General features: G+C 61.7%; 24 protein-coding genes. 18 read left to right on the plus strand and 6 right to left on the minus strand.

Annotated features, from left to right (window positions below; all coding sequences use genetic code 11):
- Positions 1-35 precede the first annotated feature (35 nt).
- A complete protein-coding gene (locus EV691_RS20840) occupies positions 36-737 on the plus strand; it encodes an NADPH-dependent F420 reductase (RefSeq protein WP_131300549.1) in 702 nt (233 codons plus the stop codon).
- 490 nt (positions 738-1,227) lie between these two features.
- Complete coding sequence (locus EV691_RS20845; RefSeq protein WP_131300513.1) at positions 1,228-1,731, plus strand: hypothetical protein; 504 nt, start codon at positions 1,228-1,230, stop codon at positions 1,729-1,731.
- A 459-nt stretch (positions 1,732-2,190) separates the two neighbouring features.
- Here EV691_RS20845 and EV691_RS20850 read toward each other — a convergent pair whose 3' ends face one another.
- Positions 2,191-2,550 carry a MarR family winged helix-turn-helix transcriptional regulator gene (locus tag EV691_RS20850; protein WP_207390253.1) on the minus strand — a complete coding sequence of 120 codons (360 nt, stop codon included), beginning with the start codon at positions 2,548-2,550 and terminating at the stop codon, positions 2,191-2,193.
- A 236-nt stretch (positions 2,551-2,786) separates the two neighbouring features.
- On the opposite strand from EV691_RS20850, the gene surE reads away from it, so the two are divergent.
- Complete coding sequence (gene surE / locus EV691_RS20855; protein ID WP_131300517.1) at positions 2,787-3,575, plus strand: 5'/3'-nucleotidase SurE; 789 nt, start codon at positions 2,787-2,789, stop codon at positions 3,573-3,575.
- 187 nt (positions 3,576-3,762) lie between these two features.
- Here surE and EV691_RS20860 read toward each other — a convergent pair whose 3' ends face one another.
- Together EV691_RS20860 and parS are read right to left on the minus strand one after the other, a co-directional pair.
- On the minus strand, positions 3,763-4,260 hold the full coding sequence (locus EV691_RS20860; RefSeq protein WP_131300519.1) for an RES family NAD+ phosphorylase: 498 nt from the start codon (positions 4,258-4,260) through the stop codon (positions 3,763-3,765).
- Positions 4,260-4,730 carry a type II RES/Xre toxin-antitoxin system antitoxin gene (parS, locus tag EV691_RS20865; RefSeq protein WP_131300520.1) on the minus strand — a complete coding sequence of 157 codons (471 nt, stop codon included), beginning with the start codon at positions 4,728-4,730 and terminating at the stop codon, positions 4,260-4,262. The genes EV691_RS20860 and parS overlap by 1 nt, the downstream gene beginning before the upstream one ends.
- A gap of 243 nt (positions 4,731-4,973) precedes the next feature.
- Between parS and traA the strand changes: the two genes are divergently transcribed.
- The 7 genes from traA to EV691_RS20900 all read left to right on the plus strand — a co-directional run bounded on the left by traA (position 4,974) and on the right by EV691_RS20900 (position 12,183).
- A complete protein-coding gene (gene traA / locus EV691_RS20870) occupies positions 4,974-5,321 on the plus strand; it encodes a TraA family conjugative transfer protein (RefSeq protein WP_131300522.1) in 348 nt (115 codons plus the stop codon).
- 109 nt (positions 5,322-5,430) lie between these two features.
- On the plus strand, positions 5,431-6,150 hold the full coding sequence (locus tag EV691_RS20875) for a DsbC family protein (protein WP_131300524.1): 720 nt from the start codon (positions 5,431-5,433) through the stop codon (positions 6,148-6,150).
- Positions 6,151-6,161: 11 nt separating this feature from the next.
- Positions 6,162-8,627, plus strand: coding sequence for a type IV secretion system protein TraC (gene traC / locus EV691_RS20880; RefSeq protein WP_131300526.1), 2,466 nt, complete (start codon positions 6,162-6,164; stop codon positions 8,625-8,627).
- On the plus strand, positions 8,627-9,205 hold the full coding sequence (locus tag EV691_RS20885; protein ID WP_131300527.1) for a S26 family signal peptidase: 579 nt from the start codon (positions 8,627-8,629) through the stop codon (positions 9,203-9,205). Before traC ends, EV691_RS20885 begins: the two co-directional genes overlap by 1 nt.
- On the plus strand, positions 9,199-10,488 hold the full coding sequence (locus EV691_RS20890) for a TrbC family F-type conjugative pilus assembly protein (protein WP_131300529.1): 1,290 nt from the start codon (positions 9,199-9,201) through the stop codon (positions 10,486-10,488). Before EV691_RS20885 ends, EV691_RS20890 begins: the two co-directional genes overlap by 7 nt.
- Positions 10,475-11,518 (plus strand): TraU family protein, encoded by a 1,044-nt coding sequence (locus EV691_RS20895; RefSeq protein ID WP_131300531.1) that lies wholly within the window; start codon positions 10,475-10,477, stop codon positions 11,516-11,518. Before EV691_RS20890 ends, EV691_RS20895 begins: the two co-directional genes overlap by 14 nt.
- A 14-nt stretch (positions 11,519-11,532) precedes the next feature.
- Positions 11,533-12,183: a nuclease-related domain-containing protein gene (locus EV691_RS20900; RefSeq protein WP_131300533.1), complete on the plus strand. Its 651-nt coding sequence runs from the start codon at positions 11,533-11,535 to the stop codon at positions 12,181-12,183.
- Between the two features lie 343 nt (positions 12,184-12,526).
- On the opposite strand, the gene EV691_RS20905 is transcribed toward EV691_RS20900, so the two are convergent.
- Positions 12,527-12,859: a DUF2790 domain-containing protein gene (locus EV691_RS20905; RefSeq protein WP_242672609.1), complete on the minus strand. Its 333-nt coding sequence runs from the start codon at positions 12,857-12,859 to the stop codon at positions 12,527-12,529.
- 489 nt (positions 12,860-13,348) lie between these two features.
- A complete protein-coding gene (locus EV691_RS20910; RefSeq protein ID WP_131300535.1) occupies positions 13,349-14,041 on the minus strand; it encodes a DUF1845 domain-containing protein in 693 nt (230 codons plus the stop codon).
- Positions 14,042-14,444: 403 nt separating this feature from the next.
- Between EV691_RS20910 and EV691_RS20915 the strand changes: the two genes are divergently transcribed.
- From EV691_RS20915 to EV691_RS20950, 8 genes are all read left to right on the plus strand, one after another.
- Positions 14,445-14,912, plus strand: coding sequence for a hypothetical protein (locus EV691_RS20915; RefSeq protein WP_131300537.1), 468 nt, complete (start codon positions 14,445-14,447; stop codon positions 14,910-14,912).
- A 118-nt stretch (positions 14,913-15,030) separates the two neighbouring features.
- Positions 15,031-15,810 (plus strand): hypothetical protein, encoded by a 780-nt coding sequence (locus EV691_RS20920; RefSeq protein WP_131300539.1) that lies wholly within the window; start codon positions 15,031-15,033, stop codon positions 15,808-15,810.
- Between the two features lie 49 nt (positions 15,811-15,859).
- Complete coding sequence (locus EV691_RS20925; RefSeq protein WP_131300541.1) at positions 15,860-16,972, plus strand: DUF7146 domain-containing protein; 1,113 nt, start codon at positions 15,860-15,862, stop codon at positions 16,970-16,972.
- Positions 16,973-17,091: 119 nt separating this feature from the next.
- Positions 17,092-18,138 carry a conjugal transfer protein TraF gene (gene traF, locus EV691_RS20930; RefSeq protein WP_207390254.1) on the plus strand — a complete coding sequence of 349 codons (1,047 nt, stop codon included), beginning with the start codon at positions 17,092-17,094 and terminating at the stop codon, positions 18,136-18,138.
- Positions 18,135-19,547, plus strand: coding sequence for a conjugal transfer protein TraH (locus EV691_RS20935; protein ID WP_207390255.1), 1,413 nt, complete (start codon positions 18,135-18,137; stop codon positions 19,545-19,547). The genes traF and EV691_RS20935 overlap by 4 nt, the downstream gene beginning before the upstream one ends.
- A 15-nt stretch (positions 19,548-19,562) precedes the next feature.
- A complete protein-coding gene (locus EV691_RS24170) occupies positions 19,563-20,078 on the plus strand; it encodes a conjugal transfer protein TraG N-terminal domain-containing protein (RefSeq protein WP_131300543.1) in 516 nt (171 codons plus the stop codon).
- On the plus strand, positions 20,075-22,153 hold the full coding sequence (locus EV691_RS20945; protein WP_278250245.1) for a conjugal transfer protein TraG N-terminal domain-containing protein: 2,079 nt from the start codon (positions 20,075-20,077) through the stop codon (positions 22,151-22,153). Before EV691_RS24170 ends, EV691_RS20945 begins: the two co-directional genes overlap by 4 nt.
- A gap of 27 nt (positions 22,154-22,180) precedes the next feature.
- Positions 22,181-22,465 (plus strand): hypothetical protein, encoded by a 285-nt coding sequence (locus EV691_RS20950; protein ID WP_131300547.1) that lies wholly within the window; start codon positions 22,181-22,183, stop codon positions 22,463-22,465.
- 13 nt (positions 22,466-22,478) lie between these two features.
- Here EV691_RS20950 and EV691_RS23645 read toward each other — a convergent pair.
- A partial coding sequence (locus EV691_RS23645; protein WP_207901112.1) for a hypothetical protein occupies positions 22,479-22,669 on the minus strand: 191 nt, incomplete at its 5' end.

The following is a 22,669-nucleotide window of genomic DNA, read 5'->3' on the forward strand; positions in this document are numbered from 1 at the left end:
CGCCCGTTGCCGGACTTCAGGGGAATACTTCGTTGCTGTCTTCATGGCTCCATCCTCTCAAAGGTTGGAGCCTCCGAGAAACCCGGGGCGGTTCAGCAGGCTTCATCGGACGTGCAGTGGCGCAATTGCTCATCGCGGCGGGACACGAGACGATGCTCAGCAATTCGCGTGGACCACAGACCATGAGCAGCGTGCTCAGTGGCATTCCTGGCAGTCAGGTCGGCACTGTCGAGGACGCAGCACAATTTGGCGAAGTTGTACTCGTGGCAATTCCTCTTGAGCATTACCGAAGCGTGCCGGCCAAGTGGCTAGAGGGCAAAACCGTGCTGGATGCCAACAATTACTACCCGAAACGCGACGGTCATATTGCCGCTCTCGACCGATTCGAAACCACCACCAGCCGCCTGCTCGCCGAGCATCTGCCCCACTCCAGCGTGGTCAAGGTATTCAATGCAATCCTCGCCCAGGACCTGGTGCAGGACTCGCGCCCGAAAGCGGCGCCCGACCGACGCGCACTGCCGATCGCTGCGGATGATCCGGCGGCGAAAGCGCTGGTGATCAAGTTGCTGGACGAAATTGGATTCGACGCGGTAGATGCGGGCAGCCTTGATGAAAGCTGGCGATTCGAACGGGCTAAACCCGCCTACTGCATACCGCTGGATAAAGAGGGACTGAAGGTTGCCTTGGCTGCGGCCCACCGGCAGGTCGAATTGCCCGAGGGATCGTGGCGCCGCTGAATAGCCCATAACCCACTGGATCGAGAGAAGACTTGGAGCTGACTGAGAACAATATCAACTTTGGGTCGCTCTGTGCCGGTGATGTCCGGCTCAGTCCGGCCAGTTCCGGTGATTCGCCGGTCGCCAAACCAACGTGGGGAACGGCGGCTATATACCCGGAAAGCTGACCTGCGAGGATCGGTCGTCAATTCCTGCTCATCGATCCAAAGCCGCCAGTGGCTTCCTATTGCGCTAACGACCGCTACAAGACTCATTACCGACCGTCTCGGCTTCATTGCTCATGCTGCTGATCATGCAAACTATCGCCTGGGCCAAGACAGGAAGAAGAGCGCGACGGCGATGGCGATCCGGAGCGTTGATGACCCGAACTGCGGCCGGGAATGTGCCTTACCGTGCCCCGATTTGTGCAACGTTTCATGGATCCCGCCGACTAAATTGGTAGGTGGCCGCGGCGGTGGTCACTCTTACCTACTCATTTCAGGAGGCTGAGATGGACATACTAAAGACGCACAGATTGACTCACCGCAAGCTCGATGTGCGTGCAGGCGTTTGGGCCGGGGTGATCGCCGGCGTCGTGTTCCTGGCGCTCGAAATGTTGCTGGTGCCGCTGTTGATGGGCGGAAGCCCGTGGGGACCGCCGCGGATGATCGCGGCGATCGTCATGGGCCAGGATGTGCTACTACCCCCGGCGACCTTCGACGGGGGTGTCCTGATTGCAGCGATGCTCGTGCATTTCGCGTTATCCATCGTACTGGGATTGATCCTGGGCAAGCTCATCGCCCTGTTCAACCTCGATTCCAGTTGGGGATTGATCTTCATCGTCGGGGTGGTGTTCGGGCTCGTGGTCTATGTTGTGAATTTCTACGGGATGACCGTGTTTTTCCCGTGGTTCGCCGAGGCGCGTAACTGGCTCAGCATGACGTTGCACGCCGTCTTCGGCGTGATCGCAGCCGAATCCTACTTCGGGCTGGAAAAGCGCCCGGTCGTGACCTGAGGGCTTGTGTCCCGAGCAGGTTTTCTCGTTGGCGAGAAGGGCAAGCGGCAGCCGTCGAGATTGCTGCTTGCCTGCCTGGTGAGCTGGCAATGATGATGTTCATTGCAACAGCGGCTCCACTTTTGGGAACCGCCATTTGACTTCTGAGCCGCCGAAGGTCCGAAGTGGTTCGGAATTCAGTCCATCGTGAAGTCCGAATGTAGCCATTCGACGCGAGTGTTCTGCCGCTGGCCGGTAAGGCCAATAGCGGACGCGGCAAGGTAGAAGGCCGAACGGCAGCAAGGCCGATGGCGAGTCAGTCGTCTAGGCTGAGTGAGTGGCAGCAGTACCTCGTTAGCGGCCATTTTCCGCCGGAAGGCATGAATGGCAGTTCAGGGTCGCTCTGTGCCGGTGAGTCCAGCCAAAAGAAGACATTTAATATGTGGGCTACAAAAGTGGGTGGCTCACATAGCTACGTCGTTACAACTGATTTTCTTTATCGACAGAGGCAGAGTCTGAATAGGCAGCGAGCCGTTCAAGAAGCTCTCCGGCGTCGATGAGCTGCTCGCGTTCCTCGCCAGTAAGGCATGCCATCATTGCTGCCATCAACCAGTCGTCGCGGCGTTGACGGCTGAACTGCAGAACATGCCGTCCGGCGTCTGTTAGTTGAACACGTACCTTGCGACGATCCAGGGCATCCTGTGTACGGATAATCAGGCCGGACGCCTCAAGCTCACGCAATACGGCCGCGAGATTGGAGGAGCGCATATTCTCCGACGCCGCCAGCATCGATGGGGTTACGCCATCACCAAGCCGATCAATGGCACTGATCACCAGCATGCGAGTCCACGACTCAGGATCGTTCTGAGCCTCTCGACGCAAGCGTCGCGTCAAGCGGGTTAGCTGACGCCGAAATCGAGCGACATTGAGAGATTTTTCTAAATTCATTTCTCTATGATTACATAGCTATGAGATGGTAGCAATTTGTCAACCGTTGCCCATCATGGTGATCCACGTGGGTAGGGTTGCTGCCAGTCAAGTTACGTACTTCTCAACCGATACTAGGAGAAAGGCTCATGCCGAAGGCCGGTCAGATTTTCGAGCGTGTTTTGCTGACCAACGATGATGGATTCGACGCGCCGGGATTGCACGTTCTGGAGCAGGTCGCCGCCACCTTGGCGCGGGAAGTCTGGGTGGTTGCGCCGGAACACGACCAAAGTGGCACATCGCACTCACTTAGCCTTCATGATCCGCTGCGTGTCAGCCGGAAAGGTGAAAGGCGCTTCGCCGTCCTGGGGACACCCGGAGACTGCGTTGTGATGGGTGTACGTCACCTGATGTCTGGCGAGCTACCGGAGATGATTCTTTCCGGTGTCAATCGTGGCGCAAATCTTGGTGTGGAGACGGTATTTTCCGGTACTGTCGGTGCCGCCATGACGGGCATGCTTCTTGGCATTCCCTCCATCGCATTGAGCCAGGCTTTCAGTGATCGGAACGCGGTTCCTTGGGAAACAGCACAGACCTTGGCGCCCGAGGTCATTCGAGCCCTTGCGGCGATGAATTGGAGCCGAAATACTTGCCTCAACGTCAATTTCCCTGATTGCCCTGCAGATCGCGCCGGCCCGCTGACCCTGACCTGTCAGGGTGTCGGCCTGCTGGACGGGGTCGACGTCGTGTCGCGCTCAGATCCAAGAGCCGTCGACTATCACTGGCTGCAGCTGTCTCGGTCTCCCCGACGGGATGTCGAGGGAACCGAGACAGCTGCGGTCGCAGCGGGCCGCATCGCCGTCACCCCGTTGCGGTTCGAGCGGACACACAACGAGACGCTTGCAGAGATGCGGATGGCCTTGGCTTCGACGGAATGAATATCAAGGGCGGATATAGGATGAGACTTTATTTTCATCCATACATCAGTCGCCTTGGCGTTGATCGTACTGCGGTCGAAACGTCCACTTGGGTAGAAACTCGCCGGCCACACATGGCCGTGGATTTTGGCCCAGCAGGCTGCAATCTCTTTGCATGGCCGAGAATACGGCGATTTTCAATTTCGGCTCAGCGGGCGGGAGGATTGAGACGGGTATCGAGGGCAAAACGCTCCTGCAGGACCTGCTCGTACAGCCCCTCCGCCAGCGCGGGATTCATGACGATGTTCCAGCTGTAGCGGGATACGGTCGAGGGGATCAGGACAAAGGGATGTTGCGCCAGCAACTCATCGCCGAACCGTTGCTGGTCAAGGCTCGGCGTGCCGGGGATCAGCCAGTTGGGGTTGGGCACATCCTCCGGGGCGACCCGATAGATGCGGGATGGGTCAAGTAGGCGCACGGCCGTAAGCACATGCGGCACCGTGTCGAGCGCCCGGAAGCCCTTGTGCACCGCCACCTCGAGGATCGCCGTCGAAGGATCGACGGATACATATACTGCTCTGACGCCTTTCGAGTTCCAGCGGCCGCCGCCCAGTTCGGCCCCTATGCCGCTGTCCCAGCTATCCGCATGCTCTTTTCTGTCCAGTCGCCAGAGATAGGCCTCTCCGTTCCAAGGGGCTGCCGCCATCAGGAGTAGACCCCGTAGTGCAGACGGGTCAGAAAGTCCTCGACCAGCTCGAAGCCCACCTGGGTCGTAAGCAGGTCGATGGGCGCGCGTCCCTCGAGGCCCATGGCCGGCGTCACCATCCACTTCGCGGCCTCCTGGCGATCGCCCAACACCTCTTCCGCCTTGCTCAGCACCTCGGCAAAGCACCAGGCGCGGCTGCTTTGCTCGGCCGACAGCGGCTCGGGGTGCTTGATGCGCCGCTGGAAAGTTCGCTCCGACATGCCGATCACCTTGGCAAAGACCTGCCGGTCTTTGAGCAGACCGACGCTCTGCACGAGGGCGATCACCGTCTCCGAGGGAAAACCCTTCTCGATCAGCTCGTGGAGCTCGAATGCCGTGCGGGCCTTTGGCGGCTTGCTGCCGAACAACAGCTGCAGCGGCCTGGTCGGGTCCTGGGCCTGGCGGGGCCGGATTGCTTCGGGGGTAGCCATCGTTGTGTCGCCTCCACGTTACGCCATTTGGCAAAAGTATACCGCCAAATGGCATAATGCGTGATGCTGGCAAAATGCCTCATGCCGCTGCCAGTGAGGGGGCCGAAAAAAGTTTGGAAAAACCCCCGTTTTTCCTAATTTCCGGCAAAAAAGTGGCTCGATAGCGCCGCACAAGCCCCCTCGAAATCTGAAAAATCACTCCCCAGCGCAGTCACGCGCTTCCCACCCCAGGAGTGAAAAACCATGCAAGCCATCAACAAATCGCACGTTCAAACCCTCGCTCTCGTTGCCCTGATGGTCGGCGCCGGCGTCGCCATGGCCGGTACCGGATCGACCACCTTCGACAGCGTCTGGACCACCATCACCGACTGGATGCAAGGCACCCTCGGCCGCGTACTCGTCGGCATGATGATCCTCACCGGCATCGGTGCCGGCGTCCTGCGTCAATCCCTGATGTCCTTCGTCGTCGGCGTAGGCGGCGGTGTGGGTCTGTACGCCGCGCCGGACATCATCGAGTCGATCATGACCGCCACCATCCCGACCTCCGTCAAGGCTGCCGAAGCCCTCCTTTCGCTGCCCATCACCCTGTAAGCCAGCGCTTTTTTCCGCCCCCCTTTCAGGCCATAAAATCGCCGGAAAAGGGGGCTTTTTTTTGTTCCGACTTTATAGCCTGAGGGTACTTCCTCAGGAGATAACCCCCATGCGTCAACCTCTCTACGCCGCCGCTTTTCTTTCCCTCTGCTCCCTCGCCGGAGCCGCTATCGCCCAGCCTTCCCAGCCCTCCTGGATCGACTCCGACAGCCTCGTCCTGTTGCCCGCCACGGCCGTCTTCGCCATCGAGAAGAACGGCAAGTTCGCCGTCATGACCGACACCGGCCGATTCATCATCCAGGGCTCCGTCTATGACGTGTGGGCCCAGAAGGAGCTGAAGACCCTGGCGGACGTTCGCCATGCGGTTCAGTACGTGCCCCTCGACAAGACCCACCTGGGCTTCGGCGATCTGGCGCCGCTGCGCATCGGGCACGGCGACAAGGCCGTCACCCTGTTCGCCGATCCGGCCTGCAGCTACTGCAAGGAACTCATGCAGGAGGCCCGCACCGGCCTGCCCGAGGGCTACCGCCTGGAGGTGCTGATGCTGCCGATCCTGACCCCGCGCAGCGCCAGCCGCACGAAGGAGCTGCACTGCGCCGAGGATCCGGCGGCGGCCTGGCAGGCAACGGTCGCCGGCGACCTCGACACCCCCCTGGCACAGAAGCCCGACGGGGCGTGCGATCTGGAGGTGATCGGCAAGCGCCGCCTCACCGCCCAGTTTCTCGGTGCCCGCAACGTCCCCTATCTGATCCGCGACGACGGCCTGACCCGCGAGGGCAAGCCGGCCGAAGGCCTGCGCGCCTGGATCGAAGCCCGTTCGTCGAACTGAAGGAGTCCCCCATGCTGTCCAAACTGATGACCCATATTCCGCGCCTGTCCAAGCTGATCGGCGCCCTGGCCTATGACCCCGACCAGGCGCTGTTCCAGCTCGAAGGCAAGCGGATCGGCTTCGGCTTCCTGTGCTCGCCCCTGGCCGGGAGCAACGGTGACGAGGGCGATCGCCTGAAGGCGGGCCTGGCCCTGGAATGGCCGGAAGGCTCCACCATCCAGTTCAGCCTGATCTGCACGGAGAACATCAACCGGGTCAGGACCGGCTACCTGAAGCTGCGCCAGGTCGCCCGCGAGTCCGGTCGCTTCGCCGTGGACCATGACACCCTGGAGCTGCTGGCCACGGCGACCCAGGCCCGCGCCGAGTATTTCGCCGAGCGCACCCTGCGTCCGGTGGATAGCGTCTCCGGGGTGAAGATCCGCGACCAGAAGCTGGTCATCGCGATCACCCTGCCGATCAAGGAGGCCTTGCCCAGCGACAGCGAAGGCGCCGTGGCCCGCGAGCTGTCCGATGGACTGGGGGCCGCGCTGGAGAGCTGCGGCCTGGCGCCGGTTTCCTTGACCAACCACGCCTACAAGGAAATTTTCTCCTCGGTGCTCAACCAGGGCCCCGACGCCTCCTGGCGCCTGGACCCCGACATCAAGGCCGACCTGGACAAGCCGATCAACGAGCAGCTGCTGGACTACAACCGCAGCCTCGACGTGCGCAAGGACCACCTCCAGCTCGGCGACGACTGCTTCGCCAAGACCCTGTCGGTCAAACGCTACCCGGACATCATGTGGCAGGGCGATGCCACCCAGTATCTGGCCGACCTCCTCTCGCAGCGGGGCGGGGTGCGCGGCAACTGCGTGATCACCATGACCCTCTACTTTCCGCCGCAGCTGGAGACCAAGGACAAGCTCACCAAGCGCCGGCAGTGGGCGATCAACCAGTGCAGCGGCCCGATGGTCAAGTTCGTCCCCATGCTGGTCAAGCGCAAGGAGGCCTACGATGTCCTGTTCGAGGATCTGGACCGGGGCGCCCACAACGTCCAGGCCAACATGACGGTCGTGGTGTTCGGCAAGAACCGCGAGGAGCTGGTCCAGGCGACCTCGAATGCCCGGACCCACTTCGCCACGCAGAACTTCACCCTCATGGAGGACAAGTTCTGCCTGCTGCCGGTGTTCATCAACGCCCTGCCCCTGTGTGCGGACGCGGACGCCATCCGCGATCTGTTCCGCTTCCGGACCCTGAGCCTGAACCAGGCCCTGCCGATCCTGCCGATCTATGGCGACTGGAAGGGCACCGGCACCCCGGTCGCGCCGTTCATCTCCCGCAACGGCCAGCCGGTGACCTTCGACCTGTACGACTCCGACACCAACTACAACGGCACGATTGCCGCGCAGTCCGGCTCGGGCAAGTCCTTCCTGACCAACTACCTGATCACCTCCTACCTGAGCATCGGCGCCAAGGTGTGGGTGATCGACGTGGGCCTGTCCTACCTCAAGCTCGCCGAAGCCTTTCAGGGCGATTTCGCCCGCTTCGACCACGACTCCAAGATCTGCCTCAACCCCTTCGAGCTGGTGAAGGACTTCAGCGACGAGGAGGACGTGCTGATCGGCCTGCTGACGGCGATGGCGGCGCCGACCGTCCCGCTGGTCGACTTCCAGACCTCGGGCCTGAAGCGGATTCTGACCGCCTGCTGGGAGCAGAAGGGGCACGAACTGACCGTGGACGACATCGCCAATGCCCTGCTGGCGGACGACGAAGACCAGCGCATCAAGGACATCGGCCACCAGCTGTACCCGTTCACCCGCAGGGGCCAATACGGCCGGTATTTCAACGGCAAGAACAACCTCGACTTCAAGAATCCCTTCACCGTGCTGGAGCTGGAAGAGCTCAAGGGCCGCCAGCACCTGCAACAGGTGGTGCTGCTGCAGCTGATCTACCAGATCCAGCAGGACATGTACCTGGGCGAGCGCGACCGGCCGAAGATCGTGATCATCGACGAGGCCTGGAGCCTGCTGGCGCAGGGCAACGTCGGCGAGTTCATCGAACACGGTTACCGACGTTTCCGCAAATACGGCGGCTCGGCCATCGTCATCACCCAGGGGGTGAACGACCTCTACCAGAACAAGGTCGGCCAGGCGATTGCCGAAAACTCGGCCTTCACCCTGCTGCTGGGCCAGAAGCCCGAGGCGATCAACGTCATTCAGGAGAACAAGCGGCTGCCGCTGGGGGAAGGGGGCTACCGTATCCTCAAGACGGTGCACTCGAGCAAGGGGCACTACTCCGAGATCTTCATGATCACGCCGCGGGGCATCGGGATCGCCCGGCTGACGGTGGACCCCTATTCCCTGCTCTTGTACTCCACCGCGCCGGAAGACGTGCAGGCGGTGCGCAACTACACGCTCGCCGGCATGCCGCAACGGCAGGCGATCCTGCAGGTGCTCGAGGACCGGGGGATCACGCTGTCGCCCGCCGAGGAGGTCGCCTGATGAAGCTGCGCAACCCCTTCTCCATTCAGGCCAAAATCGACCGGGCCATGGCCGAGGTCGAGCTAGCGCGTCAGCCACGTCGGATCGGCGTCAGCACCGGCTTCCTCGCCAAGGGCGCCCTGTTCTCGGCGCTGGTCGCCGCCGGCGTGGTCGCCCTGGCCAGCCGCTACTCGGTGGCCATCGCCGTGCAGGAGAACCTGTGCCTGCCGCCGTACCGCGTCTGGATCATCGACAAGTACGCAACCGAACCGGCCCGAGGCGCTATTTTCGCCTTCAAATCCCAGGGGCTCGACCCGCTGTTCGAGGACGGCACCACCCTCGTCAAGGTGCTGGACGGCCTGCCGGGCGACCAGGTGGCGGTCACGGAGGAAAGCACCCGCGTCAATGGCCAGGTGATCGCCACCGGCCTGCAGGTCGCGCGCCAGTACGGCTTCGATCCGCAGCGCTACGTGCGCCAGGGGGTGATCGAGGCTGACCGCTACTGGTTCTTCGGCCGCACGGCGGATTCGTTCGACTCCCGCTACTGGGGATCGGTCGCCTCCCATCAGATCATCGGCAGGGCCTACCCGCTATGGTGAAAACACTGAGGGTGAGCGCCCTGGCGGCGGCGCTGGCGGGTCTGTCTCTGGGCGGCGTTGTTTTCGCCTCGGATAATCCCGCCTCGGAAAATTCTCAAGGAGCCAATGCGCTCGGAGCCAATCCGCTGGGCGCCAATGTCTACAAGCCGAGCGATCTTCCCGCCACGTTGCTGGAGCAGGCCAGCGACCTCTCCCGGCAGGGACGGGCGGGCGCCCAGGCCCTGACCGACCGGGGCGAGCTGGAGTGGGTGCAGGGCTTGTCGCGCAACACGGTGGTACAGGCGGCGCAGGCCCAGCGGGAGGCGCTGGATCTGCCCGCGCGCGATACGGCCCCCGCCGAGCGGCCGCATCCGCTGGGCGAGGGGTTCCGGACGCTGATCTTCGTCTCGAGGTCGCTGGGCGAGGCGGCGCTCGAGGATATCCTGCGCCGCTACGACGGCCAGCCCGGGGTCGGGGTGGTGTTTCGCGGCATCCCCGACGGCGTGCGCATGGTGGATGCCATGACCCGGATGCACCGGCTCACGCAGGCGACCGAGAGCCAGGTGCCGGTGCTGCTCGATCCGCTGGCGTTCCGGCGCCACGGTATCCAGCTGGTGCCCGCCGTGGTGATCGAGCGTCCCGACGAGTCGGCGGTGGCGAAGGTCGTGGGCATCGACGCGGTGACCTATGTCGAGGAGGCCCTGCAGCAGGGACGCGCCGGCGACCTGGGCACGCTGGGAAGCCCCAGCGACATCCTCGAGCCCGATCTGATGGAAGTCGCCAAGGCGCGCATCGAAGGGCTGGACTTCGCGGTCATGAAGCAGCGCGCCCTCGACCGCTTCTGGCACGTCCACACCGGCCATGCCCTGCCGACCGCCACCGAGAACGCCACCCGCCAGGTCGATCCCTCGGTGGTGATACCGCAGGACATTCTCGACGCCGAGGGCAAGGTCGTGGCCCAGGCCGGGAGAATAAATCCCCTGCATGTGCGGCCCTTCGATCAGAAGCTGGTGGTGATCGACCCGACCCAGCCCTGGCAGGTGGCTCTGGCCCAGCGCGAGCAGGCCGAGCATGGCCGCGGCCTGACCGTCACCGTCATGGCCACGCAGATCCCGCCCGAGGCCGGCTGGCCGCTGTTCGAGCGCACCCAGCAGGCCATCGACGCCCCGCTGTACCTGCTGCCGGGCGACCTGGCCCGTCGCTTCCAGATCCAGAAAACACCTTCGGTCGTCACGGCCGAGGGGGAGGTCTTCGTGGTGCGCGAGTTTGCCCGCGCCGAGGAGGAAGGCAATGCCCATCCATAAGAAGAAGTGGCTCGGTGCCGCGCTGCTGGCGGCCCTGGCCGGCACCGTTTCCCTGCCGGGGAAGGCGGCCGATCCCCTGTGCGAGGACTCCTCCCTGCTGGGGCCGAAGCTGTTCACCGACATCTGCTGGGCCTGCCTCTTTCCCATCCGGGTGGCCGGCGTGCAGTTCACGCCCGGCGCGGCACCCGACAAGGCGACCGACAAGGTGTTTTGCCTGTGCGAGGAGGGCAGCTCCGGCATCTACAAGCCGGGCATCACCACCTCGATGTGGGAGCCGGCGCGGATCGTCGAGACCGTCAAGACGCCGGGCTGCTCGCCCACCCTGGGCGGCGCCACGCTGCCGCTGGGCAACAAGCGCAGCTATGGCCGGCTGAACTCCGACAACCACTCGATGACCGGCCAGCACGACGGGTCGTTCTACCACACCCACTACTACGCCTTCCCGCTGCTGCAGATCCTGGATCTCTACACCCCGACCAAGTGCAGTGCGGACGGCTACATGGACCTGGACATCATCAGTTTCACCGAGATCGACCCGACCTGGAACAACGCCACGCTGGCCTTTTTCCAGCACCCGGAATCCGCCGCGGTGGCCAACCCGCTGGCTCAGGCGGCCTGCGCCGCCGAGTCGGCCCTGGTGACCGCCCGGCAGGAGCCGCTGGAGTCGCTGTGGTGGTGCACCGGCACCTGGGGGAGCATTTATCCGCTGGCCGGCAGCGTCTTCAGCCAGGACCAGAACCGCACGACGGCCCTGCTCAGCGCGAGGTTGCTGGCGCAGCAGCACCGGCGGGGGCTGGCCCGGCGCACCATGGGCGACGAGAACCTGTGCCGGGCCTCGATCTACCCGACCATTCCCAAGAGCCAGTACAAGCTCACGCAGTTCTGGCCCAAGTCGCAGACCCAGCGCTCCTTGTGGCTGGGAGAGCCCCCGCAGACCTGGGAGGGCGGCCCCGGCCGGCACGTTCCCGGCACGGGCAACGACGCGATGTACCTGATCTGGCGGTGGACCGACTGCTGCTCGAAGATTTGAAGGAGAAATGTTCTATGTCTGATTTCCTGGCGATTTATTTGCCGCTGGTGGTGTTCTTCCTGGGGTTGGGGGCGATCGCTCATGCTCGCCTGCTGGAAAGGCCGGCTTATCGCGGCTGGTGGGGCGAGTACCAGGTGAACTTGCTGCTCAGGCTCTGCCTGAGTGCGGAATACCGGGTGTTCACCCACGCCCTGTATCCGGGAAAGGACGAGGTCAAACCGACGCAGGTCGATCATGTCGTGGTGTCGCGCTATGGCCTCTTCGTGATCGAGAACCGCTGCCTGAAAGGCTCGATCGTTGTCGACCCCACCGAGCCGAATACCTGGCTGCAGACCATCGGTCGGCGAAAGAACCGGGTGCGGAACCCGCTGGTGCAGAACTACGCCGCGATCAAGGCCGTGCGGCAGGCGATCGGGGGGCATGCCTCGAAGATCTCCAACTACGCGGTGATGAGCGGTTCGGCGAGCTTTCCGGATGGGTGGCCCCCGCGGGTGTTCAGCCCCTGGGCCTTGCTGCGCAAGATCCAGAGCAAGAAGACGCCCATCTTGACGGGGAGCCAGGTGGCGTCGATCTGCCGTGCCCTGGAACGGGGGCGGATCAGGGAGGGGTATTGGGCGGCGCGCAAGCATCGTGAGCGGGCCAGCGCCATGAGCCATGAGCCATGAAATGCGAGCGAAAGAAAGATAGAGTCAGTTAGGCTTTGTATGAAAAATTGCTGAGCGCTGAGTAGCCGAAAGCTATCCTGAAAAGGTACCAAATCCTCAAAATTGGACATTTCTGACCTAATCTGAGGCTCCTCAAATCTGACTTTGGATTTTCGTACGGAGCCTAATAAGCATCATCGAGATCCAGCTGAATTAGCTGAGGAGAAGGTTACAGCAAAAATATAGCGCCACCTGGTTCAAACAGCCAGGTGGCGCACTACGATTTCCGTAGAGATCATGCAGTGAAACGGATATTTTCAAGGAAAAACATTATAAGTATCGCTTCTCCGTACAGAGCCTAAATTTAATTAGAACATCCACTGGAATCTGGATAAAGATAACGGATAGCATTGATTTCACCTTCAGAGTCTTCATAAACCATTTGTGCGGGGATAGCTCCACAAAAGTATGGCTCAGGTCGAAAATATTCGACATTAATCACATCGGCAATGTCTAGCTCCATCCCATAATTGTACTCTTCGACCTCTATGGGTGGCATGTCCTCCATGTAAATAACAGACTCTTCTAGTATTGCCGAATCTATGGTGGTAGTGCTTTCAGCTATAGACAGCGGCGCTTGTGAAAATAGGGCCGCGGCAAAAAGCGTTTTTGCAGATTTCATGATGGATAAGTTCATGTGATCCTCCAATCAACACGAAAAATAAACACAAAGCCACCTTTATGGCTTGATAAGCTTTCACAGGTTTTAAGGCAGTAAAACAGAAGCACCCAAGGAACAGGGTGACTGATTCTTGTTGTGTTTATTTGTGATTCTGATTGGAGCGCCATTTAAGCGTGCGCTTTGCGTGAAAAACTACTCTCAGAAAAAGTATTTTCTGAAGAATAAGAATTATTGGGGCAAGGCTTTTATTGTCGTAAAAGTCCAGTTACAAGCATTTCCAGTTTGGCCATATAATACTGACTAAAATAATGGCGCTTTTGCTGTTTATTACGTGCTTAGAAAGCTATCTATCTGGATATAAGAGATAGTCCTTGATGGCGAAAAAATCAAGCTGCAACATATTATATTAAGTTATTTATAATCAGTCAGTAATAATTAAATAGTTTATGTCTTGCTTCCGAAAACGCCCCTCAGCAGGGGCGTTTTCTATGGCGGGGCCATGTCTCACGCTGCCGATTCGGCTGCCTCCACTACCTCGGCCACGTCCTCGCCCACCGCGGCCGGCTCCACGAAACCGGCGGCTTCGCGCTCCTGCTTGTCGGCAGCCACCTGGGCTTCCACCTTTTCGATGTCCTTCTGCACCTCCACCTCGTTGTTGGCATAGGCCATGGCGCGTGCCGCTGCCCCATGCTTGATGAGCGCCTTGACCATCTTGCTCATGTCGTTGGTCTTGCGCTCGCGGAAATCCGAGGCCTCGTCGCTGTCGAGCTTCTGCGCCAGCCAGGCGGTATCGATGAGCGAGATCAGCGTGTCGAACGCCTGGAGCAGATGGGTGAGGCGCATCACCTCGGGGCTGGAGATGTTGAATTTGCGCTCGAGCGGGTTGCTGTAGTTCGGACGCTGGCTGATGCCTTCCTTCTTGAGGAAGGTCTCCATGCGTTGGATCTCGTTGTTGACCTCCGTCTGCATTTTTTCGATGGTCTTGGATACGGCATCGGCCACGACCTGGTGGTTGAAGTTCTTTCGGCGCCGCGCCAGCTTGCGCGCCATCACGTCGATCACGAACAGGGCCGAGGTTACGTTATCGAACTCGGTGCCGCCAAAGCGCTTGGCCTGCTCGGAGTTCAGGAGCAGCAGGCCGGGAAAGGAAGGGGTCGAATAGGCGTACTTCCTGGGAGAGGTTTTCGGGTCAGCCATGTTGGAAACTCCATAGGTGGATGGTGCCCCCTATTGCATCAGGTTGAATCCGTCCTGTGCGGCCAATTCAGGCCATAAAATCGCCGGAAATTAGGGCCGAAATTGAATTGACGCTGGGAAAACGGGCCGAGAGAATGGCCGCAAACATCGGCATGCTGTCGATCCAGCCCCGAGAGGGGGCCGAAGAAAACTCAGTCCCTTGCGTGTGCAAGGTGCTAGTTGCCAAGTGCTCTGTGCTTGGTGAATGCCCGGTTGAGCATATCGACCTAAAACGTGAGTAGCCGTCGGCTGCTCATGTCTTGAAAAAGAAGGAGGCTTTTGAGCCTCCTTTTTGTTTATCAAAACCCTGACGGGGAATATCCCTGTCAGGGACGTTCTCCGTCCTGATGAATGGAGAACTTGAATGATTGAAATCTTCGACATTGCCGTTCGTGGCGAAACGGTCCTGCAGGACAGCCTTTTCGATTTCCAGGTTCGCCTGGATGTTGCCGAACGGTCGAGGTGGGAAGAGCTTGATCGCCTCATCGGCGAGAGGCTGTTCAGAAAATATAAGTTCGTGGAGTTATTGCCCGAGCTGTTCGCTCTCATAAAGGAAGAGCAAGGCAGGGAGGGGCTTCTTTCTGCCATTCAGGAATACGGCAAGATCGGGCTCTGGCTCGACAAGCTGTCGTTCCTGTTCGAAGAGGAGTTGGAGAATGGCATCAGCGTATTCGATACGCTCGATGTCAAGGAAAGGTGTCGGGCATTTTTTGCTCATTGTCTGATCGGGCTGATGAAGTCTGGCGATGACGATATCAAACAGATGCCGAAGGAAATCAGGCTCTTTGTCCTGAGGCTGGAACAGGCACTGCACAATCTGCAGTGCGAATAAGGTGTCGCCCCGGTTGTAGAGTGCGACCCAGCGCGTGAAAAGAAGGAGGCCTTGGCCTTCTTTTTCTTTATCAAAACCCTGACGGGGAATATCCCCATCAGGGGAGTTCTCCGTCCTCATGAATGGAGAACTCGAATTGACCACTCAAAAAATCCTGAAGGCAAAAGTCCTGTTCACGCTGGGACTGATGCTCTCGGTAGTTGTCGGGATCACGCTTTCCGACGATCAAAGGCCCCTCTTTCTGTTTGTTCTGTGCGTGCTGGCCTCCGTGCTGGCGCTCTACGCACCGCAGTACCTGAGGGTCGTTCTGCTGGGCATGAAGGCCCGCCGCCGTCTGGCTCGCCTCCAAGCGACCAGGGCGCCGCAAAGCGGCTGCCTCCAAGCCGTCTGGTGTTCTTCGGACATCGACTACGAGCGCTACCTCGCTCCGACCTTCCTGCGCCAGCGCAAGGAGGAGACGGCTGCGCAGGACGTTCAGCAACAGGCTGATCAAGGGGTGGTTCTGGGCGAGTTCATTGCCCGGGACGAATCCTTCGAGCAGCCGGCAGCCTGCGCCACGGAGGCTGTCGAGACGCGGGAGAAGGCGCTGGAGAAGGTCTTTGACGCGCCACAGGAATCCGTCACCGGCATCTATTGCGGTTCGGGTTTCGCGCCTTACCGCTTCCACAAGAAAAACCCCAAGTCGTTTTTCCTGCGGATCGGCAAACACCTGGTCTGGGGCATCGAGCTGCACGCCGCGCTGCGGCAGAGCGGTGTTCAGCAGGGCCAGGAAATCACCCTGACCTTCCACGGGAAAACCCCGGTGAAAGTGCTCAGGCCGAAGCGAGTGAACGGCGTGGTTGAACAGGACTGGGCAGACGCCCTGCGCAACGCCTGGTCGATCGAAGCCGTGCAGTAGCCAGCCATGAGCGCCCCTCCGGGCGCTCTTTCATCCACAGGAGGTCACGATGTCTTGCTCGACAGGCGTTTACGCGCCAGAGAAAAAAGATGTGCTCGCTGCCGCCGAAGGTCGCTGGCTACACATCTACCAACTGTTGGCCCCTGAACTGGTCGACGCTCAAACGCAACCCGGCGTTGCCCGTCACTGTCCCGTTCACGGTGGCAAGGACGGCTTCCGGGTGTTCAGGAAAACCGCCGGCACGTCCGGTGGTGGGGTATGCCAGACCTGCGGCATCAAGCCGGACGGTCTGGCCCTGCTGATGTGGGTGCGGGATTGGGGCTTCCATGAGGTGCTGCAGGAGGTCGGCTCGCTGCTGGGGGTCAAGGATCCTCACGGTCGCTACGGCAACGCGCAGCCGCCGAAGGAGGTCGTTCCGCGCCAGCCGGTGCTCGCGTCGACGCCCAGCGACAGCTGGCTGCGCGAGGCCCTGCGCAAGGTGTGGAGCGAATCCGTACCGCTCACGCACCCGGCGGCAGAACCCGCACGGCTGTACCTGCGGTCGAGGGGAATCCTGGCCTGGGATCGTCCGGGCCTGGCGCGCAGCGTGCGCTTTCATCCAAGTCTGACCCATCGCGGGAAGGACCGGGAACGCACGCGGCACCCGGCGATCGTGGCCCTGGTCTCGGATGTCGAGGGCAGGGCAGTCACGATCCAGCGGATCTACCTGACGGCCAAAGGCGAGAAAGCTCCTCTGGAGCACCCCAAGAAGATGTTCCCGATCCCGAGCGATCGCTCCCTGCCAGGGGGCGGCATTTGGACTTCCCAGCCGGGAGAGATCGTGGACGTGTGCGAAGGGCTGGAAACCGCTCTTGCAGTGGAAACCGCCACGGGCCTGCCGGTTTGGCCCCTGGTGAACGCCTATCTGCTCGAGCACTTCATGCCGCCGTCGGCGGTCACTGCCGTCCGTATCTGGGCGGACAAGGACCGCAGGGAGGGTGGCCAGAAGGCAGCGCTTGCACTGAAAAAACGCCTCTGGGAGATGGGCATCAAGGCGCAGATCCTGCTGCCCTGGCTGCCGATCCCGGACGGCGCCAAGGGAGTCGACTGGAACGACGTTCTTCTGGAACGCGGTCCGTTCGGCTTCTCGAAACAGGCCGAGGCTTACCGCACCTTGCGGTAGGCCTTGCGCCTCCTTTTTTTTCGATGAATTCAAGCCATAAAATCGCCGGAAAAGCCCACACAACCCCCCCAGCCAGTCAACACAATCGGGGCTCCTCTCACCGACTGCTGGTTGATTGCATGCCCCACCTCAGACACCTCTGCCCCATCGCCCTGGCCATGGCGATGACGGGCCAAGCCCTGGCCGAAGACTCCGCACCGCCCTCTGCAAATGCGGCCAAACCCGGCCACTCGCCCGCGCTCGCCGGCGAGTCCTTCTACCAGGACAAGGAGCGCGGCTGGTTCTGGTACGAGGAGCCGCCCGAGCCCCTGCCGGATCCTGTTGCCACTCCCACCCCCATGCCGGAGAAACCCGAGCCGCCGCCCCCCGAGGCCGCGCCGGCGCCACCGGCCGGGCCGGCACCGGGCTCGGTGGCCTGGATTCGCGAGGTGCTGCCCAAGCTGCGCGAGGCCGCCATCGACGAGCCCAGCGACGAGAACATCCAGGCGTACTACTACGCCCAGCGCCTGATGATGGACAAATCCGAGCGCTTCTCCCGGCGATCGATGGAAGTGATCCGCAACGACCCGTTCCTCGACGAGGACCTGCGCTATCCGGCCTCCAACGCCGCCTCCGATGCCCTGGCCAGCGCCGCCGGCCGGCAGAAGGAAACGCTGCTGAAGATGATCGCCGGAAACGCAGGGATCGTTTTCTTCTTCAAGGGCGAGCAGTGCCCGCTGTGCGAGCAGGCCGTCACCGCGCTCGCCGCCCTCGAACACCGCTACGGCTTCACCGTCATCCCGGTTTCCCTGGATGGGAAGCCCCTGCCCAGCGGGGCCTATCCCACCTACCAGACCGACACCGGGCTGGCCGACCGGCTCGGGGTCGTCACCGCCCCGGCCATGGCGCTGGCGGTCCCGCCGCACGGCTCCCAGATCATCAGCTACAGCACCGTTTCCATGGAGACGGCCACCAGCCGAATCCTCAACGTGGCCCGCCAGACCGGCCTCATCAGTGCCGAGGAATACAACGCCACCTCGCGCCTGGCCGCCATCGGCCTGATCGACAGCCAGGCGATGGAAACCGCTCCGCCCGATATCACCGAAGACCGCAAGGCCTTCGTCAAGCGCATGCGCGAGGCGGCACGCCGCGCATATCTCAACGAAAAAAACGGAGGTGGGCAGTGAAGCTCAAACTCAACCCCAAACCCCTGGTCCTGGTTGTCGCCGTGCTTGCCCCGATAGGGGCGATCGCCAACATCCAGCAGCAGATCCACGCCATGTACGACGGCCTGATCAATACCACGGCACCCGGCGCGTACCAGACCGCCACCCGCGGTGTGGTCACCGGGGGAGCCGTCACCCTGCGCAACCGGATCTCGACCGCCAACCTCGTCTCGATCACTCCACCCTCGGCCAAGGGCGGCTGCGGGGGCATCAACCTCTATACCGGCTCGTTCTCCTTCATCAATGGCGAGGAGTTCGTGGCGCTGATGCGCAACGTCGCCTCGAACGCCGTGGGCGTGGTGTCGGGATTCGCGTTCCAACTGGCCATGGAGGCGATGGATTCGGCCACCAACGGCGTGCTGCGCGACCTGACGAACAGGATTCAGTCGCTCAACCAGATGTTCTCGAACAGCTGCCAGCTGGCGCAGGGCGTTGTGAACGGTACTCAGGAAGCTTTCTCTGAAAAGCGCGACTTGAAATCTGCTCTTCGCGTGATGGCGGAAAACGTGGCACCCGACTTTTTCGCCTCCAAGTCTCCTAAGGAGGAATCATCTGCCAAGCGCCTGGCTGCCGCCGGAAAAGCAAAGGCTTGCGCGGATACCGGCAACATCCTCTGGTGCGCCATGCGGGTGATAGACCTGGACAACCAGGCCCTGTATGGCAGTGAAGATAACTCCGAATTCGTCCTGTCCATGGTCGGCAGCCTGAACGTGGTGCTGACCGAGGACGACAAGGGGGGCGAGACCTTCATGCCTCAGCCGATCCCGCGGCTGATCAACAAGGACGCCCTGCGCATCTTCGTCGAGGGCAGCGACGACACCGCCACCCGGGTCTACGACTGCGCCTCCGACGACCTCGACCAGTGCCTGGAACCCAACACGCGCCTCCTGGGCACCTTCAAGGGGCTGGCCGCCAGGATCGTCGACGACCTGCAGCAGAACCAGGTATTCGAACGGTTCGCTAAAGGTAATGCCTCGCCGGCGGACGGCGCGCGTCTGCAGTGGCTGGCCCGCAGCCGCATCGGCGTGCATCTGATGGCAATCATCCAGAAGAACGGCGCGCAGGCCGGCTACGACTACCTGGGCAACTACTCCAAGCTGCTGGCGGCGGACGCGACCGCGTCCTTCATCCTCGAAATGCTCGATGTCACTGAAAAGGGCCTGTCCAGCATGACCATGGCCGACTCGGTAAAGGTCCTCGAGAATTTGCGGGACTCCCATAACCGAGTGATGGCCGAGTACCGGGACCTGCTCCTGAGCTATGGGGGCTACAAGGACGCCGACCGGCAGGCGCTGGATCTGCTCGAAACGGCGCCGAACTCGGACCCGAGCAAGCTGCCGCAAGGCACCACCTCTTCACACGCCGGCTGATCGGAGGAGCGCATCATGGATTTACCCATTTACACCGCGGGCAGTGCCGAGTTTCTGGAGATGATGCTCAACGCCTCGGCGATGATCACCGGCAGCGGTCATGCCGAAGACCTGGCGAAGATCGGCGCCATCCTGGGACTGGTGCTGATCGCCTTCCAGGCCGTGCTGAACAACCAGCCGATCGCCTTCCAGCGGGTCGGGGTCATGCTGGTGCTCTACATGGTGTTCTATGGGCCGACGACGACCGTGACCATCGAGGACACGGTGAGCGGGCAGGTACGGGTCGTCGACAACGTATCCCTGGGGCCGGCCTTCGTGGGCTCGGTGCTGTCGACGATTTCCTACGACATCAGCCAGGTGTCCGAGCAGGCCTTTTCCACGCCCGGCATGACCCAGTACGGGCTGTTCTCCAGCCTGAACACGCTGACCCGTGTCCGCGATGCCCTGCGCAACCGCTGGCGCTGCAGCAGTTCCAGACCTACAAGGCCAGCGAGGGGCACAGCCTGCCGAAGACCCTCGACGAATACCTGACCTTCTGCACCCTCAACCCGGTCTCCCTGCGCAACGAGCAGGGCATCGACCAGCTCTACCGGGCCGGCAGCCTGGCGCAACTGATGTCCAACGTCTCCACCTCCCAGTACGTCTACGTTTATGACGGATCGGGGGCCCAGCCCCTGAAGAGCTGCGCGGAGGCCAAGAGCTACCTCGACACTGCCTTGCCGGACGCCTACGAGGCTGTGCTGGGGGACATCCTCAACAAGGGGTTCGCCGAAGACCGGGCCGCCGGGCGCATGCTCGACGGCGGCGATGTGGATGGGTCGGCCGAGCAAGCCCTGCAGAGCTTTTCCATGAGCGGCAAGTCGGCCCAGCAGTATGTGATGACCGCCCTGGTGATGCCGATCTTCAACGACTCGCGGGTGAAAGCCCTCGAGCACTGGCATGAAAAGCGCGCCGCCATGGCACTGCGCAAGTCCCTGAACCAGCAGGAGATCCAGTGGGCCGGCAAGGGCGACTCCTTCAAGAACTACATGCGGCCGATGATTTCCTTCTTCGAAGGGCTGCTGTACGCCATGACGCCCTTCATGGCGTTCGCCCTCATGCTGGGGCGGCCCGGCCTGTCGGTGCTGGGCAAATACCTGATCCTGCCGCTGGCGGTGGGACTGTGGATGCCGCTGCTGACCATCGTCAACGCCTTCACCATCTGGTACGCCGGCGCGCAGATGGAGTCCATCCTGATGGGCTACGACGCCACCGGCGAGGGCTTCGCCATGCTGCAGGTGCTCGACATGGACCAGGCGATCACCAAGGCGCTGGGCGTCGGGGGGCTGCTCGCCGCATCGGTACCGCCGCTGGCGCTGTTCCTCGTGTCCGGCTCGAGCATGGTTCTCAACTCCGTGATGGGGCAGGCGACCTCGGCCGAGAAATTCCGCTCGGAGGATGTGCTGCCGCGCGCGAGCCAGCCGGCTCCCGTCCTGAACACCTCGCCGATGTATACCGGCGATCATGTGACGCAGGGCGTGGCGCGGACCGGGGTGCGCGAAACCGGGCCGCAGATTTCCGAGCAGCAGGGGGCAGACGCGGTCGTGGAGAGCAGCCGGGTGGCGGCGGAGACGCAAACGGCCCAGTTGCAGCAGAACCTGCAGGCGGGCTTCACGCAGATGTCGTCCACCGCGGAGGGGCGTCAGACCCTGGCGAGCCTGGGCGAGCAGATGCAGTCCAGCCTGGGCCTGTCCACGAATGCGGTCTATCAGCAAGCGGCTCGCAAGCTGAATTCCCTGGGCATCAGCCAGGATATGGTCGCTCAAGGAGCCTACGGCATGTCGGTGGGCGCCTCCGTCCCCTATGGAGTGGCCGGGGTCCGGTTGGAGGATAGCGAGCAGTTCCGAAATATGTCCTCGACACAGCAGCAGGAGGCCCGTGAGGCCATGAGCCAGCTTCAGCAGGCGGTGCAGGCCAGCACGAACGAAAGCACGGTGTTCAACGCCGCCGATGCCTTCACCCGGAGCAGCCAGGCGATGTCGCAGAGTTCGAGTGGCGAGACCGTCTCCAAGTCGCTGTCCTCGGCCAGGTCGGCTCAGAACGCCTACCGGGAAGCGCAGGCGTGGCGCGAAAGCTATGGCGCCGGGCAGAACCTCAACCTGGGCACCGCCGCGGCGCTCACCATCCAGAACAGCGGTCAATCCCGGGAGGATGCGGCGCGGGGCATGCTCGACATGGCGGGGCGCAGCCTGGACGACCGGGACAGCATCCGGTCGCTGATGGGGACGGCCACGGTCCAGGGGGTGTCTTCCGACCTGCACGAACGGCAGATCGCCGCGGCAACCCTGCACATGATCCAGACGGGGCGGATGGGCGAGCTGGTCAGCTCGAACTACTCGCCGTTCAACTTCAATGTGGATACGGGGGATGCCAAGGAGCATGCCGGCCTCGACAAGCCGATCGCCGGTGCGGACGGGCTGCAGCAGCGCTTCGACAGCCTGCGCGGGGCTGCCCGCGGCGCCTACGCTTCCGAGAAGGACATGGCCAGTTCGGGCTATCGGAGTACCAAAGAGAGCGGTCGCTCGATTGCCGAGGACAGCTACACCGACAGCACGGCGGTCGTTTAGGACTCGGCGCAGACCCATTCAGGCCTGGTGAAGGCTGCTCCCGATCAGGGGCTTACCGGGCCAGATATCAAGGTCAAATCTACGACGCCAATGGAGGATACGGCCCAAAATCTTCTGGAAATCAGTACAAACAACACACTTATTGTGGGGGCCAAACAAGTTGTCAGTGGTGTGAGTGTAGGGCTAGAAAAAGCATTTGATACTGGCATTGAGTCAGTTGAGAGATTGAAAGAAATGGACCGGGAATACCGAGCACGGTATGCGGCTCAAAACAAACAGGACAGGCAGGAGGAAATAGAAAGTAAGGATTAGAGAGGAGGGGGCGTTAAGCCCCCTTCTTCTTTCTTAATTGGTTTTTTAGAATGGTAACTTTGTCGTATTTACCAGCCATTTGTAAATCCGATATCCAAGGTAGATAGAGCCTGAACCGCCCCGGGTTTCCCGGAGGCTCCAACCTTTGAGAGGATGGAGCCATGAAGTCAGCAACGAAGTATTCCCCTGAAGTCCGGCAACGGG

This window comes from Azotobacter chroococcum, assembly GCF_004339665.1.
GTDB classification, from domain to species: Bacteria; Pseudomonadota; Gammaproteobacteria; order Pseudomonadales; family Pseudomonadaceae; genus Azotobacter; species Azotobacter chroococcum.